Below are 15,632 nucleotides of genomic sequence, written 5' to 3'. Positions count from 1 at the left end.
TCTAAAGCAAGCTGGACAGCGGGTTCGGTATCGCGACCCGAGACAGCTGCACTATATTGGAGGACCTGTGGAACGGACCGAAGCCATCTTAGAGCCCCAAGACTATGCAGCGCCGACTCCATCAAATTCCAGCGATATTTTCTTCCCGTTTTACGATGCGGATCCAAACCGTCCCTTTATTGTAGCGCAAATTGGGCAATCGCTCGATGGTCGGGTCGCCACGATTAGCGGCGAATCCCGTGATATTAGTGGTGCGGCGGGGCTCGATCATCTGCACCGTCTTCGCGCGCATGTCGACGCAGTAATTATTGGAACCGGAACAATCATTGCTGACGATCCTCAGCTCACGGTGCGGCGGACAAAGGGAAATAGCCCAGCCCGAGTAGTAATCGATTCGTCCGGTCGATTGGGTTCTCTGGGTAAATGGTTAGCTTGCGACGGCGCCCGCCGCATTCTCATTACTACGGCGCCGGCCGCGGTTCCGTCGGGAGTTGAAACTATTCAGCTTGCAGCTAAGAACGGCAAAATTGAACCCAAGGCCATTGTTGAGGCTCTATTCGCCAGAGGGTTGAGCCGGCTGCTTATTGAGGGGGGCCCGCGTACGCTCGCCGGCTTTATTGACGCAGGCTGCATCGACCGACTGCATGTACTGGTGGCGCCGGTTATCATCGGGTCTGGACGGTCAGGATTCGAACTTTCTCCGGTGCCGGAACTCAAGCTTGCGCGCCGTCCTCGCACCAAGGTCTACTTTCTCGGCGGCGGAGACGTATTGTTTGACTGTGATCTATCGACCTGTCCGCAACAATCGAACTGACCTGTATTTATCCGCAGCGGGACCATGATCTTCGATCCTTTTTCTCAATTCCTTTAGAACTTGACGGATTTTCAGCATGGACGTTGGCCATCGTATGACCAACGGCATGAACGATAATGCGAGCAACCGATGAGCGGGACATACGCCGAGAACGGGCAGGATTATTCGGCGGCGGCCAAATGGCTTCACTGGATTGTCGCCGCGATTGTCATCACGCTAATTCCAGTGGGCGTCATCATGGCGGATTTGCCCGAAGGCTCCCTTCAAGACTGGATGTTCTTCTTCCATGAATCTTTTGGCGTCACGGTCTTGGCGCTGATGGTTGTGCGCCTCATCCAACGATTGCGCGGAGCGCCCCCTCCATATCCTACCCTCACGCGGACAGAGCGCATCCTTTCGATCGCGGTCCATCGAGCGCTCTATTTATTATTGTTTCTGGCCCCACTTCTTGGCTGGCTGGCTTTGTCCGCCTATGGTCTTGGGCCGGCCTTCTTTGGCCTCGGCAAACTCCCCGCTCTCATCGGCAAGGATGAGCCGCTTTCTAAAATTCTATTCCAGCTCCACGGTCTTGTTGGTTTTGTCATCGCCGGAGTCGTCGCCATTCATATCGCGGGGGCTTTCCTTCACGGCTTTGTCAAGCGCGATGGTCTGATCTTTAGGATGCTCCCTGTCAGCTGGCGCGGCTAGGGAATTGCAAAAAGATCGCTATGCCCGATCTCGCAGCCTGTCGCGCGGCGGCGGGCGTCCCGCCAATTTGCAATCATCGCCGCCGGCGCTGATTGCGTCTCAGCCGCGGCTGCGGCGATGCCATCGGCGAGAGCTTCGACAAGCGGGTAATCCGCCGCGGTGAGCCGCCAAGGGCTTAGCTCCACAGCGACTCGAAAGCCCTGCGCCTCCAGAGCCTCCCGTAGAAGCAACGCCCCGCGTGGTCCCGCGGCGGGACCAAAGCCTTTGTCTCTTCCCTGGTGCTGATGAAAAGCGCGGAGGATCGTCGCATCATCAGGATGCGGAGGAAGCCAGACCTCCTCTCCCGAATAGGTCAGGATGGCGTAAAGCGGCTGCTTGCGTCTCGCGAGTTCGGCGCAAAAGACTTTGATCCAAGCCGGGGATACAAGATCGAAAAAGGCCGCGGAAGTGACGAGATCAGCCCCGTGATCAAGGGCCGAGCCTGGCGCGGCGACGAGGTCAATTCCTGCAAAGATTACTTCGATGCGGCGATCGCCTTTCAGAAGGATGAGAGGGTCGAAGCTTTCCAAAGCATCCGCCCAAGCGATCAGCGCATTTTTCGCCGCTGCGAGCAGGCGTGGATCGTGATCTACCAGCCGCCATGTTTGGCGCAGCGGCAGATATGGCACCAAACCGCGCAGGTTTGAGCCGGCTCCGCAGGCAAGATCAACAATCGAAATTTGATCGCGTTGCGCGAAATGTGCGGTCACTGCGGCGCGCAGTTGCGCGTTGCGGGCGCGATGGTCGAAAGGCTCACGCAAAGCAAGCCATTCGGCGGAGAAGCCGCTCACGGCGAAACCGGCGCGCTGTCGCGCGCGACGTTGGCGATCACCAGCGCCGCATCATGCCAACGAGGCAGATCCTGCCCAGCGCGCCAAGACGCATCGGCCAAGCGCGAACGCAACTCATTGTCCAAAATCATCCTTCGCAAGGCCTGCCGCAGGCCGACGACATCGCCGGGCGAAACTTTCAAGCCGGCCATGTCGGGAACCGTATCCGCCGCCGCGCCGCCCGTTGTCGCGACGATAGGCAAGCCACAGGTCATGGCCTCGGCGAGCGCCATTCCATAACCTTCATAGAGAGAGGAGGACACGAAGATATCGCTTGCGTCGAAAACGGCTGCGAGCGCTGCGGCGGATAAGTCACCAAGACATTCGACGCGACCGCCAAGACCTTGGATCTCGATGAGCCTATTGAGCGCCGTCGCGGTTTCGGGCGAGCGCGCGGGACTGCCGGCAATCCGCAGGCGCCAGTCGCAATCGGTAAGCCCTGCGAGCGCTTCGACGAGCACGTCAAAGCCCTTGCGCGGGATAATCGAGCCAACGGCGAGCAGGGTTGGCGGTCCGCCTGATCCAGAAGCTCGCGCAGCGCGATCAACGCCGGGACGCGCGACTGAAATGCGTTTTGCCGAAACATCGAAGTCTTGCGCCAGCAAAAGGCTGGTATGTACGCTTGTTACGATAACATGAGCGGCGAGCGCCAACGCCATTCGCTCGCTATCAAGAAGCGCGCGACGGCGCGCCGGCGGCAGTCCGGTCTCTAACCCGAGCGGATGGTGGCAAAGGGCGATGATTGGCGCATTGATAGCGCGGATTGCATCCTCAGGCAGCGCGCCATAGGCGAGCCCATCAGCCAGAACTACGTCGCCCGGCAGAAGATTGTCATTTATAGCGCGCACGGCGCGAGCCACATCATCTGGAGCAGGGTCTGGGAAGCTCCCTTGCAAAGCGAGGTGAAGAACATCGACGCCGCAGCCGGGCAGTTCCTGCAACACTCTCCTGTCATAGCCATATCCGCCCGTGCGCAATGACAGATCGCCTGAAATTGCGAACAGAAGCCGCATCACCCAGCGACAGCCCCCTCAAACCAAGCGCGCGCCACATGCGATTCATGCAAGGTTACGCGAATGCGGTCGACGCCCTCCCCGCCGGGGCCAAGCGCGCCCGAACGCGCGGCGACCGCCATCGCTTCAAAAATATGACGCGAGATGAATTCCGTCGTCGTTTGCTGACCTTTAAAGGCCTCAACCTCATCGAGATTGCGATAATTGAGCGGCGCAAGAATTGCCTTCAGGGCATCGTGGGCGCGGCCAATGTCGATGACGACGCCGTCCGACGTCAAGGTTTCACGGAAAAAAGCGACATCGACAATAAAGGTGGCGCCATGAAGCCGTTGCGCCGGGCCAAACAACTCCCCGCGAAAGCTATGCGCTATCATGATATGTTCACGAACTTCGACGGCGTACATTTGTTTTTCCTATATATTTCAGTAGCGAACCACTGTCGCGACGCCTTGAGCGTCGGACGCCAGAATACGGGGCAAATCGCGCGCGAGATCGTCGAAACTGACTTCCTCGGTGATCAACGCGTCAAATTGGTCACTGCCAAGCAGCTCCAAAGCCTTACCTAGCCGCCGCGCGAACGACCATCGAGGTCGTCGCGATGGCGAGACATGGCCAACCTGGGATGAAATCAGCCGCAACCGATTAGCGTGGAAGCCGCCTCCCAGCGGGAGGTTGAGCAGCGCATCGCCATACCAGCTCATTTCGACGATTGTGGCCTCGAACCCGGCGCAAGCGAGTGCAAGCGATAGACCAGCCTGCGTTCCGCTGCAGTGGAAGACAACATCGGCTTCATCGCGACAAGTTGATCGAAACTCGGCCTCGCTGATAAAGCGAGCGCCAATCAACTTGGCGATGCTGGCGCGAGCCGGCTCGGCATCGACGACGGTGACTTCGGCCCCCGGCAACTCCCCAGCCAGCGCCGCAATCAGCAGGCCGACAAGGCCGGCGCCAATCACGACAATCCGGTCGCCGGGACCAGCGCCAGAATCCCACAGCCCGTTGAGGGCGGTCTCCATATTGGCTGCAAGCGTCGCGCGGCGAGGCGCGATATTGTCAGGTATGGAGCAAAGCAGGCCGAGGGGCGCGACAAAGCGGTCCTGATGCGGATGCAGGCAGAAAACATTCCGCCCAAGCCATTTTTCCGGGCCTGCCTCGACTCTGCCAACAGCGCAATAGCCATATTTCACTGGGAACGAAAACTCTCCCTCCTGCAGAGGCGCCCGCATTCGTTCTCTCTCCGAAATCGGCACGCGCCCCTCAAAGACTAGCCGCTCGGTGCCGCGGCTGATGCAGCTCCACGACATAACGACAAGGGCTTCGTCGGGGCCAGGATCTTCAATCGCCATCGTTCGCAGCATGGCTGTGCACGGAGCCTCGACCCACAGGGCGCGCGCCTTGAGACGCCCGGCGCGTCCGGATGTCGTATCGACCCCCATAATCTGCCCCTCTATGATCCGGCCCTTCTACGACAAAGGCGGCGTGAGCGCCAGCCAGTTTGCAGCCGATGAGTTTTGCCAAGACATGAATGACCCCTATTTCGCGACGGCGCCGGCTGGCCTGGAGAAGCTTAAAGATTTAACCCGCCGCCGCCGTTGCGTCGCCGCGATCAACCTAGCCGTTTATCTGATTCTCCTTATTTGGCTCGGCGCCCTCTTTCAGCATGTCGGCTGGAGCGCAATCTACATTGCAATCTTCATAGCCTTCGCCGTCACTGCGCCCTGGAGCGTGCTCGGGCTCTGCAACGCGACATTAGGTTTATGGCTTCTCCATAGGAGCCCCAACGGGTTGGCGTCCGTGGCGCCTTTTGCTCGCGCAGGCGATGCGACAACCCGGCTGCGGAGCCGGACAGCCATATTGATGACGATCCGCAACGAGGATGTCTCGCGCGTGCTCGCGCGGTTGCGAGTCATGAAGAAAAGTCTCGATGCCACCGGGGAAGGAGCTCAATTCGATTGGTTTGTTTTGAGCGACACCACGGATCCCGTCATCGCCGCGCAAGAGGATAAGGCCTTCGCCAACTGGAATGCGCAGAGAGGCAACGACTCAGACCGTTTACGCTACCGCCGACGATCCCGAAACATCGGCTACAAGGCCGGCAACATCAGCGATTTTTGCGACCGCTTCGGCGACCAATTCGAATTCATGATTCTGCTCGACGCCGACAGTTTGATGGATGGCGAAACGATCGTGCGCTTTGTGCGCATCGGCGAAGCCCATCCCCGTATTGGCATCCTGCAGAGCCTTGTTGTCGGCGCGCCGTCTACTTCGGCTTTTGCGCGCATTTTCCAGTTCGGGATGCGGCACGGCATGCGGCCCTATACGATGGGGGCCGCCTGGTGGGCTGCCGACTGCGGCCCTTTCTGGGGGCACAATGCGCTCGTCCGCATCGCTCCATTCCGGGCGCATTGCGCGCTGCCAAAGCTTAAAGGCGACCAGCATGTTCTGTCGCACGATCAGATCGAAGCCGTGCTGATGCGGCGCGCTGGATTCGAGGTTCGCGTGCTCCCAATCGAATGCGGCAGCTACGAGGACAATCCTCCAAATCTGCTTGAATTCACGCGGCGGGATTTGCGCTGGTGCGAAGGCAACATGCAATATTTGAGATTGCTCTCCATGCCCGGGCTTTTTCCGATGAGCCGCTTTCAGCTCTTATGGGCGATCAGCATGTTTATCGGCGTTCCGGCCTGGACCTCAATCATTGCGCTCGTCGCTCTCTTGCCGCTGACGCAGCAGAATTTATCTAGCTTCCCAACTATCGCCACAGCGCTTCTCTATCTGCTTTTTCTTGTGTGTTATCTCTCGCCGAGGCTCGCCGGCTTTATCGATGTCGCAATTACGCCGGGCGGCCTCAAGCGGCACGGCGGCGTCGCGCGTTTTGCGGCGAGCGTTTGCCTCGAAATTCTGTTTTCCTTTATCATTGGGCCTATCACCACATTCCGCACAAGCCTCTTCATGCTCGGCCTGCTCTTTAAGCGAACGGCGATATGGAGCGGACAGGCGCGGGATGCCCATGCGATCTCGTGGCGCGTGGCCGCGCGAAGCCTTTGGCCGCAGCTTATGTTTGGCGCTCTCATATTTGGGGTTGGGGCCGCGTTTGCTCCTCGCCTGCTGCTATGGTCATTGCCGCTGACCTTGGGCTATCTAATCGCCATCCCCTTTGCAAAGGCGACCGCCTCTCCACAGTGGGGAGCCTTTCTCGCCCGGACCGGCCTCTGCGCAACTCCCGAGGAAATTGTCGAACCGGCGATTTTCAAAGACCTTCGACGAGAACGGGAGCATAGAGAGCCGCAAGTGTTAGTTCCCGAACCGAGCTATGAATCGGTTTAGATTCGCGAGGACGGCCCCCGCCGCCCTCCGCGCCTATTTGCCCCAGTTTTGGCGGAGGCGGGTCTTGCGCGCGACCGAGCGGCCTATGTCGAGGATTTCATTTCGAGGGGGGCGCACGCGCCGCGCAGACATGCTGCTGCGTCTAGGCCGCTCTTCAACGCAGCGCCCCTGCCGGGCTCGGCCGAAGGGCTCGCCATCGCGGCCGATCACTTCGATCCATTGCGGCGTGTACCCGCTGAGCAGCATTTCGCGGCACCAAAGCACAGGGAGCTCCGATGCGATGTGGCGGCCAATTGGATTCGATAGCAAGGATCGGAGTGTGGCGAAACGGGATTGGCGGCACGATAGGGAGACTATCAAGCAAGAAATTCGAGAAGATGGATAGGATGACCGCCTCGACTCCCAAAGATACCGCGCCCTCGGTCGCAGATGATCCGCGATGGGCTCGCGTCGTCGCTCGCGATAAAACCGCCGACGGCCAGTTCTGGTACTCGGTTTCAACGACGGGCATCTATTGCCGTCCGTCATGCCCATCGAGGACCGCCAACCCTAAGAACGCGCAGCTCCACAGCACGCTGGAGAGCGCCCGCGCGACGGGCTTCCGGGCGTGCAAGCGTTGCAATCCGGAAGGTCTCTCGATCGAAAGCGAGAACGCGGCCTTGGTCGCAAAGGCATGCCGGATCATTGAAGAAAGCGAAGAGCAACCCTCGTTGGAGGAAATCGCAGACGCGGTTGGCCTCAGCGCGAGCTATTTCCATCGCGTTTTCAAGACCACGATCGGCCTGACGCCGAAGGACTATGCGACTGCCCATCGCGCGAAAAAGATCCGCGAGGGCCTTTCCTCCGGCAATACAGTCACGGAAGCGATCTACGACGCCGGCTTCAATTCCAGTGGTCGCTTCTACGAGAAATCGACCGGCATGCTGGGCATGACGCCGACGCAATATCGCGCCGGCGGCGCCAATGAGGAAATCAAGTTCGCTGTCGGGCAGACGTCGCTCGGCGCAATTCTCGTCGCGTCAAGCAAGAAGGGCGTCGCCTCGATCCTGCTCGGCGACGATCCGGACAAACTCGTTCGCAATCTTCAGGATCGCTTTCCCAAAGCCCGTCTCATTGGCGCCGATCGCGACTACGAGGCGCTCGTCGCGCGGGTCGTCGGCTTCATTGAGTCGCCCGGCATCGGCCTCGATCTGCCTCTCGACGTACGCGGCACCGCCTTCCAGCAGCGCGTCTGGCAGGTGCTCCGGGAAATCCCGGTCGGAGAAACTGTCTCCTACGCGGAGATTGCCCGGCGCATTGAATCACCGAAGGCGATGCGCGCGGTGGCGGGGGCCTGCGCGGCCAACAACCTAGCCGTCGCCATTCCCTGTCACCGCGTCGTCCGCAATGACGGTTCGCTCTCAGGCTATGCCTGGGGCGTCGAGCGCAAGCGTATTCTGCTCAATCGCGAGGCCACGCGATCCATCTGAATGCATCGCGGCCCGCCCGCGCCCGCGATGCGCCAAACCACCAACCCCGCACTCGCCCCAGGCTTGAGCGTGACGATTTGGAAACGCGTGCGCATTGTGATGGTCGAGCGCCGCCGTGAGATCGCGTCGAAATGAATTTCTCCCGCCGCTACGACGAGTCTATCGCCTTCCTGCGCAGCCTCGATGACGCCTGGGGCCGGGCTTATCGCGCAGGTCGGCCCGTGTCTGCACGACCCGAAGGCGGCGCGCGAGCCCTATCAGGCGCTCATTCGAGCGATCGCCTACCCGCCAAAAGCGCTCGCGGAACCTCCCGCGCCAAGCTTCGCCATGACGTCAGCCGTGTGGACTCCGGCCATAGGCACACGCTCGGCATCATTTTTCATGACGCAAAGTAGATTCGTGGGTTTGATGATTTGCGGCGATTGCCGGGGAACGTTGTTCTCTTATATCAACGGCTTGCGTAGTGGCGTAGCAGAGTGGCGGATATCTGTGGATGGGGCAAAATCACTCCCACTCGATTGTTTCCTGAAGGCATAACTATCTGTTTTTACGTCATTTTTATCAACGAAAAAACGCAATTACCGTCACTTTTACCGTCAGAAAATCGTGCTGTTGATTTCGTTCACCTTCGTCCGCGATTTTCGCAGCATGGGCCCGAGCGAGCCCATTATCATGGGGACCGCACGAAGTTACCTTAGATGGGCCGGCGACGACAGCCGATATGGTGCTCGCAAGACCAAGGTCGATCCGCCATGCGCGGCCATGGCGACGCTCGGGGTCTCAAACAGCGCTCTGGCGCTCAGGCCCTCTCAAGGGGTAACAACCGTGAGCGGCCAAAGCCATCAGCGAGCTTGCCGCCTACACCAATCGGCTTTGCGTAAAAGGCCTAGGGACGCGGGGGAGAATTGCAATGGGGGCGGTCGACGAAATCCTGGACTGGTCCGCGACCAAGCTGACACCCTGGCGTCAAGACGCGCTTCGCCGATTGGCGGGTTCAGCGACGGTGACCGTACAGGATGAAAGCGAACTGCTTGATCTGATCAAAGAGAAAGCGGGCTTTTCCCTGGCCGCGAAACCGCCGACACCGACGCCGTTGAGCAAAGCTCACCTCGCGTCCGTCTCGAGCGGATCACCTCTCCAGATCAAAGGTATTCGCAACGTCAAGAACGTAAACCGTCTCGTGCCGGCCGCCGCGCTGCCGTTCACGCCCAACGGCATGACGATCGTCTACGGCCGCAATGGCAGTGGCAAGAGCGGCTTCGTCCGAATCTTCCGCACAGCCTGTCGCACCCGCACTGACAATCCAGCCAAGCTCAAGGTGCTAGCTGACGTCTATGGCTCAAGCGGGGGACCGCAAGAAGCCGAAATCATCGTCGACCTGGGCAGCGGTGATGTCGTCGTGCCCTGGACCGCCGGCGCGCCCGCGTCGGAGACCCTACTACAGGTCGCAGTGTTCGACAGCAGCGCAGCGCAGCTCTATGTCGATGGGGGCAACCAGATCCAGTTTCTTCCATTCGGCTTGGCCCTGCCTCACAAACTCAACGAGCTTTGCCTCACCCTCAGGGATAAGCTCGAAGCTGAGCGTAAGCCCATTACGGATCAGATCGCCCTCGTCACCGTTGCCTTCGAGACGCCCAGAACGACGAAGGCCCAGACCTTCTATGCTGGCCTCACTGGCAAGGCGACAGATGCGCAGATCGACGCCGCCGCCACGTTTTCACCGGATGACGAGAAGCGCATTGACGAACTGACACGTCTACTCGCCGCTAACACCGCCTCAGCAGCCGACGTGACCGCGCTTTCCACGTGGATCAAAAACCTGGCGTCCGAGTGTGCCAGCCTTGGTCAAGCATTCAGCGACCCGCAGCTCGAGGGATATCGCACCCTCAAGCAACAGGCCATCGACGCGCGGACCGCCGCCGGCACGAAAGCCGCCGACCTTTTCTCAAGTGAGCCTCTCCCTGGTGTCGGTGGTGAAACCTGGCGGCGGCTCTGGCTTGCCGCCCGCGAATATTCGATCACTGACGGCTATGCCGGCCGCGAGTTTCCGGTCCTCAGTACGCCGGACGCGACCGAAACTTGCGTTCTTTGTCAGCAACCGCTCAGCGCCGAAGCGTCGGTCCGCATGGGCCGCTTTCAGGCGTTTGTCAGTGGATCGCTCGCCGCAACTGCTGACCAGGCCGAAACTGCGGTCACCCAGGCGATCACGTCCCTGCCCCAGGTCGAGATCTTCGCGTCGAAGGATTGGGCAACCCGGCTCGAACAAATCCGTAAGCGCAATGCGGAACTCACCGATACGGTCACGTCCTTCAAGAAAGACGTGGAAGCCAGACGCGCGATCGCCCTGGCCTCGCTCCAGACATCTGAGGCGCCACCGCCCCCATTAGCCGCCGCAACTCTGGTCTCCCCGCATGGCGCCTTGCAAGACTTGTCAGCGGTTTTATCCGCCGAGGCCGAGGCGTTGGCGAAGGCCGATCAGAGTGGAGAGCGCGCGAAACTGGAAACTGAGCGGGCTGAACTCGCCGATCGCAAGATCCTCACCGCAGGCCGTGATCGCGTGATCAAACGCCGGGACCTTCTCAAGGAGGATGCACTTTACAACGCAGCACTTGCTGAGGTTCAGACGAAGGGAATCACCCAGAAGGCGAATGAACTCGTCGACACGCATCTGACGAAGATCGTGACAGACCATCGAGGTGGAACGCAAAACTTTAGAAATTACGCACCTCAAGGTTGGTTTGGCGCGAAAGAGCGGGCAGACCAAGGCCGCGTTCCAAACCAATCCGGGCACTACGCTAACAAAATTGACCTCTGAGATTCTCAGCGAAGGCGAGCAGCGCGCGCTCGCGCTTGCGGCATTTCTAACGGAAATCGCCGTGACGGAAGGAGCGGGCCCGATCGTCATCGACGATCCCGTCTCATCCTTGGACCGTGATCGCGGATTGAAGGTCGCGGCCCGCATCGCAGCCGAGGCGCAAAAGCGCCAGGTAATCGTCTTTACGCACGACTTGATCTTCTTCAACGACCTATGCCGAGAAGCCGATGATCTCGGCGTTACGACCGAAACGATCGCACTCTTCGCCGATGGCGCCAATGCGGGCAAGGTCGATCCCGCCGGGGTGTCGTGGAAAGGGTTGGGCGTGACCAAGCGCCTCGCGCGGATCCGAAACGACTTCGCGCCATTGAAGAAGCTCCACACGTCGAGCCCGGCGGACTATGAATTCAAGGTGAAACACCTCTATGGGCGCCTGCGAGACAGCTACGAGCGCCTCGTGGAGGAACACATCTTTTGCGACGTGGTCCGGCGCGGCGTCGACAGGATTGAGACTCAAAAGCTGCGCATGGTGCATCTGTCCGATGCGCTCGCGATCCGATTCCACGATGGTATGACGAAAGCCAATACGCACAGCCATGACAATCCGGCGTCAGACACCGTCTCAATCCCAGATCCAGCCGCATTCGAGTCGGACCTGGCCTACATCGAGCAGCTCATCACCGACCTCAAGGCGGAGAGCGTCTCGGCGGAAGGCAACCGTCCCAGCATGAAGCTGAAAAAGGATTAGCTCGATCCGAGCGCGCATCGCTCCAGGTTTGATCCTCGCACCCTATTTCCCAGCGAGTCGATCGCACCGCTTCAATCGCCCCTCCCAATGCCGCCGCGTCATTGCACGGTGCTGGCTCCGGTGGCTGACCACGTCGATCCCAGCCCATTGGAAATTCGGATCTCCGAACGTCCCGCCCCACGCTTCTCGACGCGTACTTGCACGCCGATCCTGTCAATCATGGCGGCGACGTGAGTGATAACACCGACCTTCTGGCCGCGGCCCTGCAATGTTTCCAGCGCGTCCACCGCCATATCGAGGGTCTCTGCGTCAAGCGATCCGAATCCTTCATCAATAAACAGCGTATCGACAAAGGACGCCCGCCCCTCGAGACCCGAAAGCGCCAGCGCGAGCGCCAAAGAAACCAGGAAGCGTTCGCCGCCTGAAAGGCTTCGGGTCGCGCGCACCTCGTCGCCCATGTCTCGATCAATAATATGCAGCGTGAGATCGGATGCTGCCCCCCGGGCGAGCCTATACCGTGGGCTCAATGCGTTGAGATGATCGTTGGCCAGTTGAACCAGATAATCGAGCGTGATGCCCTGTACGAAGCGGCGGAACCGGTCGCCGCCGGCCGAGCCGACGGCATCATCGACGGCCTGCCAAATCGCGAGTTCGGCTCTCGACGTCTCGATCTCCATCGAAAGGGTTGCCGCGGCCCGGCGTGCCTCGTCGTCTCGCACCAGCGCAGCGGCAAGCGCGCCGGTTCGCTGGTGCAAGTCCCCGATTTCCGTCGCCAGCACCGCGACGGCGGCGGTCAACGCCTCCGCGTCGGTTGTCTCATCGAACTCTTCAAGGGACCTGTTCAAGTCGTTCTGCCGCGTCAGGACGGCGGCGCCGGCGTCGTTCACGGCCCGGTCGATTTCTTGAATTCGCGCCCGCAGCGCTGTGCGCACGGTTAGATCAGCGGCAATGAGCGCGGAAACCTGATCAAGCGACCGCGCAACGCCCTGACAGGCCGCGTTGAATGCCTCCTCGGCTGAAGCGCGCCGCCGCGTCGCCGCCTCCAACGCCGAGACGGCTTCCTCGCAGCGGGCGCCGGCCGCCTGGAACGCGGCGGCAGCGGCGGATTTTGCCTCGCGCGCGCTCGCGAGCGCTTCACGGGCTATTCGGCGGCCTTCATTGATCCGCGTGCGGTGACTGGCCGTGGCCTCGCCATCAAAGAGCTTGGCCCGAGCCACCGTCTTCTCGTCTACGACTGAACGACGTTGATTAAGGCGGGCTGCAGCCTCCGTCACCTGCGTCCGGGCATGCTCCGCCGAAACAGCGGCCGCTGCGCGATCAGGCGCCAACCGCTGCAATGTCAGATCGAGCTCGCCAACCTGCTTACGCAAGACATCATACTCTTTGGCGACCGCAATGAGTCTGGCGGCCACGCCTTCGGGATCGCCATCGAGCTGCTCGGCTGTTCGGTCCGCCGCGGCGAGAAATGGAGCGATTTCGCGTTCGACGGAGCCCAGACGCTCTGCGATATCCGTTCCCCGAACCGTGTGTTCCCTGGCCTTCAATTGCGCGGCGTGAAGCCCGGTGCGCCTTTCCTCGATGTTTCGGATCGCCGCCTCGATCGTCACACCAAGCACGTCGTACTTCCGCTGCAAACCGTCGATCTCCGTTCGCAGACGTCTGGCATCTGCAAGCGGGGCGCCGGCAGCAACCCGCTCCGCCCTCGCCGTCACGGTAAATGCCGTCAATTCGGACGCGCCCTGCGCGTTCGGTGCGAGTGGCACACTCGCCACCAATCCCGCCCTTCCGCAGAGATCGCTCAACAGTGGTCTCTGCTCGTTATAATCGCTCTCGGCCGCCAACGCTTGGCTGCGCGCAGTGTCAATTCCGCGAGTCGCCTCGGACTGCCGCACCTCGGCGGCAGCGAGCGCACGCGTGGCTGCGCCTATGCGCAGGCTTATCGCGTCCAGCGCTGCATCCAGTTCCTGGCGGCGGCGGCGAACAGTCGCGACCATGTCGTTCAGCGCGCTGGGGTGTGCAAGATGAGGATGATCTGTGCTGCCGCACACGGGGCAAGCTGCATCCGGCGCCAACATGCTGCGCAAGTGCACAGCCTGTGGCGAGACGGCTTCGTCGGCGAGGTCAGCGAGCGGTGCTATTTCCGCACGGGCCGTTCGATCACGGAGTTGTTCGGATTCGGCGCTTACGATCTGGCCGCTGGCCGCGCTTACCTCCTGCGCCGCGGCGGTGAGCTCGGACTCCCCGCGCGCCAGATCCGCCGATGCGCGTGTATGCCGATCACAGGCTGTAGTCGCCTCACGCAGAGCCTCGAGGACGCCCTGGAGAACTGTTTCGCGTTCGTGGAGCGCTGGCTCATCAATCGCAGCAAGGTGACTTCGACGTTCGCCGATATCGCGAGTGAGGCCGTCTTTTCGATCGCGATCCGTCGCGAGCTTCTTTGACAGGTCCGCTATTTCGCCTTCCAATCGCGCCTCGGTCTTACCGGCTTCCGCTGCGCCGGACGCCACCGTGGCGCCGTCCCGTTTGAGTATGACCCGCTTCTCCAACAAGGCCGTCGCATCGCCTAGACGGTCGGCAAGAAGGACGCGATTTGATTGCGCCTTTAATTGCGCCGCCGCTATACGGTGCGCTTCTACCGTCTGGCCAAGAGTCTGATCAAGCGCGGTGAGCGCATCTACCTGAATGCGCAAAGCCGTCTCTGCCTGCTGCGATTTCTCGGTCGCATCATTGAACTCGGTCCGGGCCGTCGCAAGCTCCGCGTCGAGCTTTTCTGCCTCGCTCCAGAGCGGGCCAAAACGCTTGAAGATGTCTTCTGCAGCCTCGTCGGCTGTTACCGCCTCGGAAAGCTGAGTTGCCGCCGCCTCGTCGAGCGTCCGCGTGTCCTCGCGTGCAACTTGCAAATCAACGAGGCGTGAATCGGCGTCGGTCGCCGTGCGTCGCGCGTTTTCCAAGTCGACGGATAGTGGACGGAGCGGTTCGACCAGGTCGAATTCGGCCAGGGCGCCATAGTCATCGGCTGCGGCCTCGCGCGCCAAGCGCGCAGCGGTCGCTTGGGCTTCCGCCTGAGCGAGATCGCTTCGAGCGCTAACAACTCGCTTGAAATGATCCAGGCGTCCATTGTGGCGATCGCGCTCTGCCGCCTTCTGGGCGACGGCCTCAGCAAGTTGGCTTTGTTCGTCAAGCAGCAGCTGTCTGGCGTCGTCGTCGAGAAGACCGATGTCGCTGCGTCGCTGTTCAAGCTGCTCGACAGTTCTCCGCCGCGCTTCCGTGCCTTCATGGACACGGATAGAAATTGCGGCATAGATCTCCGTACCGGTTATCTTCTCAAGCAATTCGGCACGCTCGCTTTCGGCGGCGAGAAGAAAGGCATCGAATTCACCCTGGGCAAGAAGCACCGTTCGCCGAAACTGATCGAATGTGAGGTCAGTTCTCGCTTCTACAGCTTCCCGAACCTGGGTCTTGCCCGCCGCCACGGCGCTGCCGTCGTCAAGTCGAAACAGCGCACGTTGTTCGTTCTGGAGCCGCCCATTTGCGCGACCGCGGGCGCGATTGGCTTCCCAGCGAACACGGTAGCGCTCGCCATCCTTTCCGACGAAATCGACCTCCGCATAACCGCCGCCGGCCCCACGGCGGAGGATCGCGCGGCCATCATGAATGGAGATCGCCTCTCCGCTGGGATCGGGAGCGTTTTCCCGACGGCCTATAGAGACACGGGGATATTCGCCGTAGAGCGCAAGGCACAGCGCATCAAGAATGGTGGACTTGCCAGCGCCTGTCTCGCCTGTGATGGCGAAAAGCCCAGATCCTGCAAGCGGCTCGGCCGCCAGATCGATTTCGAACGGCGCCGCAAGGCTCGCCAGATTTGCGCCACGGATCGCGAGGATGCGCAT

At 60.8% G+C, this 15,632-nt stretch carries 13 protein-coding genes; 8 read left to right on the top strand and 5 right to left on the bottom strand.

The window, feature by feature from the left end:
* Nucleotides 1-67: 67 nt before the first annotated feature.
* Both WDN46_11875 and WDN46_11870 read left to right on the top strand, forming a co-directional pair.
* Entirely contained in the window at nt 68-814 is a 747-nt protein-coding gene (locus tag WDN46_11875; protein ID MEJ0094103.1) for a RibD family protein, read from the top strand.
* 129 nt (nt 815-943) lie between these two features.
* Nucleotides 944-1,501 (top strand): cytochrome b/b6 domain-containing protein, encoded by a 558-nt coding sequence (locus WDN46_11870; GenBank protein MEJ0094102.1) that lies wholly within the window; start codon nt 944-946, stop codon nt 1,499-1,501.
* On the opposite strand, the gene WDN46_11865 is transcribed toward WDN46_11870, so the two are convergent.
* From WDN46_11865 to WDN46_11850, 4 genes are read right to left on the bottom strand one after another with little or no spacing between them, the layout of a single operon-like run.
* Nucleotides 1,498-2,331, bottom strand: a complete 834-nt coding sequence (locus WDN46_11865) for a class I SAM-dependent methyltransferase (GenBank protein MEJ0094101.1) — start codon at nt 2,329-2,331, stop codon at nt 1,498-1,500. The genes WDN46_11870 and WDN46_11865 overlap by 4 nt on opposite strands.
* Entirely contained in the window at nt 2,328-3,383 is a 1,056-nt protein-coding gene (locus WDN46_11860) for a glycosyltransferase family 4 protein (protein MEJ0094100.1), read from the bottom strand. Before WDN46_11860 ends, WDN46_11865 begins: the two co-directional genes overlap by 4 nt.
* A complete protein-coding gene (locus WDN46_11855; protein ID MEJ0094099.1) occupies nt 3,383-3,787 on the bottom strand; it encodes a 6-carboxytetrahydropterin synthase in 405 nt (134 codons plus the stop codon). Before WDN46_11855 ends, WDN46_11860 begins: the two co-directional genes overlap by 1 nt.
* Before the next feature lie 18 nt (nt 3,788-3,805).
* On the bottom strand, nt 3,806-4,729 hold the full coding sequence (locus WDN46_11850; GenBank protein ID MEJ0094098.1) for a zinc-binding alcohol dehydrogenase: 924 nt from the start codon (nt 4,727-4,729) through the stop codon (nt 3,806-3,808).
* A gap of 103 nt (nt 4,730-4,832) precedes the next feature.
* Here WDN46_11850 and mdoH point away from each other — a divergent pair, with 103 nt between their 5' ends.
* The 6 genes from mdoH (at nt 4,833) to WDN46_11820 (ending at nt 11,742) form a co-directional block, all read left to right on the top strand.
* Entirely contained in the window at nt 4,833-6,710 is a 1,878-nt protein-coding gene (gene mdoH / locus WDN46_11845; GenBank protein ID MEJ0094097.1) for a glucans biosynthesis glucosyltransferase MdoH, read from the top strand.
* Nucleotides 6,711-7,096: 386 nt separating this feature from the next.
* The gene (gene ada, locus WDN46_11840) at nt 7,097-8,179 is read left to right on the top strand and encodes a bifunctional DNA-binding transcriptional regulator/O6-methylguanine-DNA methyltransferase Ada (GenBank protein ID MEJ0094096.1); all 1,083 of its coding nucleotides are present in this window, start codon (nt 7,097-7,099) and stop codon (nt 8,177-8,179) included.
* Complete coding sequence (locus WDN46_11835) at nt 8,180-8,314, top strand: hypothetical protein (protein ID MEJ0094095.1); 135 nt, start codon at nt 8,180-8,182, stop codon at nt 8,312-8,314.
* Nucleotides 8,311-8,574, top strand: a complete 264-nt coding sequence (locus WDN46_11830) for a 2OG-Fe(II) oxygenase (protein ID MEJ0094094.1) — start codon at nt 8,311-8,313, stop codon at nt 8,572-8,574. The genes WDN46_11835 and WDN46_11830 overlap by 4 nt, the downstream gene beginning before the upstream one ends.
* A 515-nt stretch (nt 8,575-9,089) precedes the next feature.
* Nucleotides 9,090-10,994, top strand: coding sequence for a hypothetical protein (locus WDN46_11825; protein ID MEJ0094093.1), 1,905 nt, complete (start codon nt 9,090-9,092; stop codon nt 10,992-10,994).
* Nucleotides 10,984-11,742, top strand: coding sequence for an AAA family ATPase (locus WDN46_11820; protein MEJ0094092.1), 759 nt, complete (start codon nt 10,984-10,986; stop codon nt 11,740-11,742). The genes WDN46_11825 and WDN46_11820 overlap by 11 nt, the downstream gene beginning before the upstream one ends.
* A gap of 98 nt (nt 11,743-11,840) precedes the next feature.
* On the opposite strand, the gene WDN46_11815 is transcribed toward WDN46_11820, so the two are convergent.
* Nucleotides 11,841-15,632 (bottom strand): AAA family ATPase, encoded by a 3,792-nt coding sequence (locus WDN46_11815; GenBank protein MEJ0094091.1) that lies wholly within the window; start codon nt 15,630-15,632, stop codon nt 11,841-11,843.

Origin of the sequence: Methylocella sp., assembly GCA_037200525.1 — a bacterium.
Taxonomy (GTDB): domain Bacteria; phylum Pseudomonadota; class Alphaproteobacteria; order Rhizobiales; family Beijerinckiaceae; genus Methylocapsa.
Note: the sequence above shows the minus strand (reverse complement) of the source record. Positions and strands in the feature narration are given on the sequence as shown.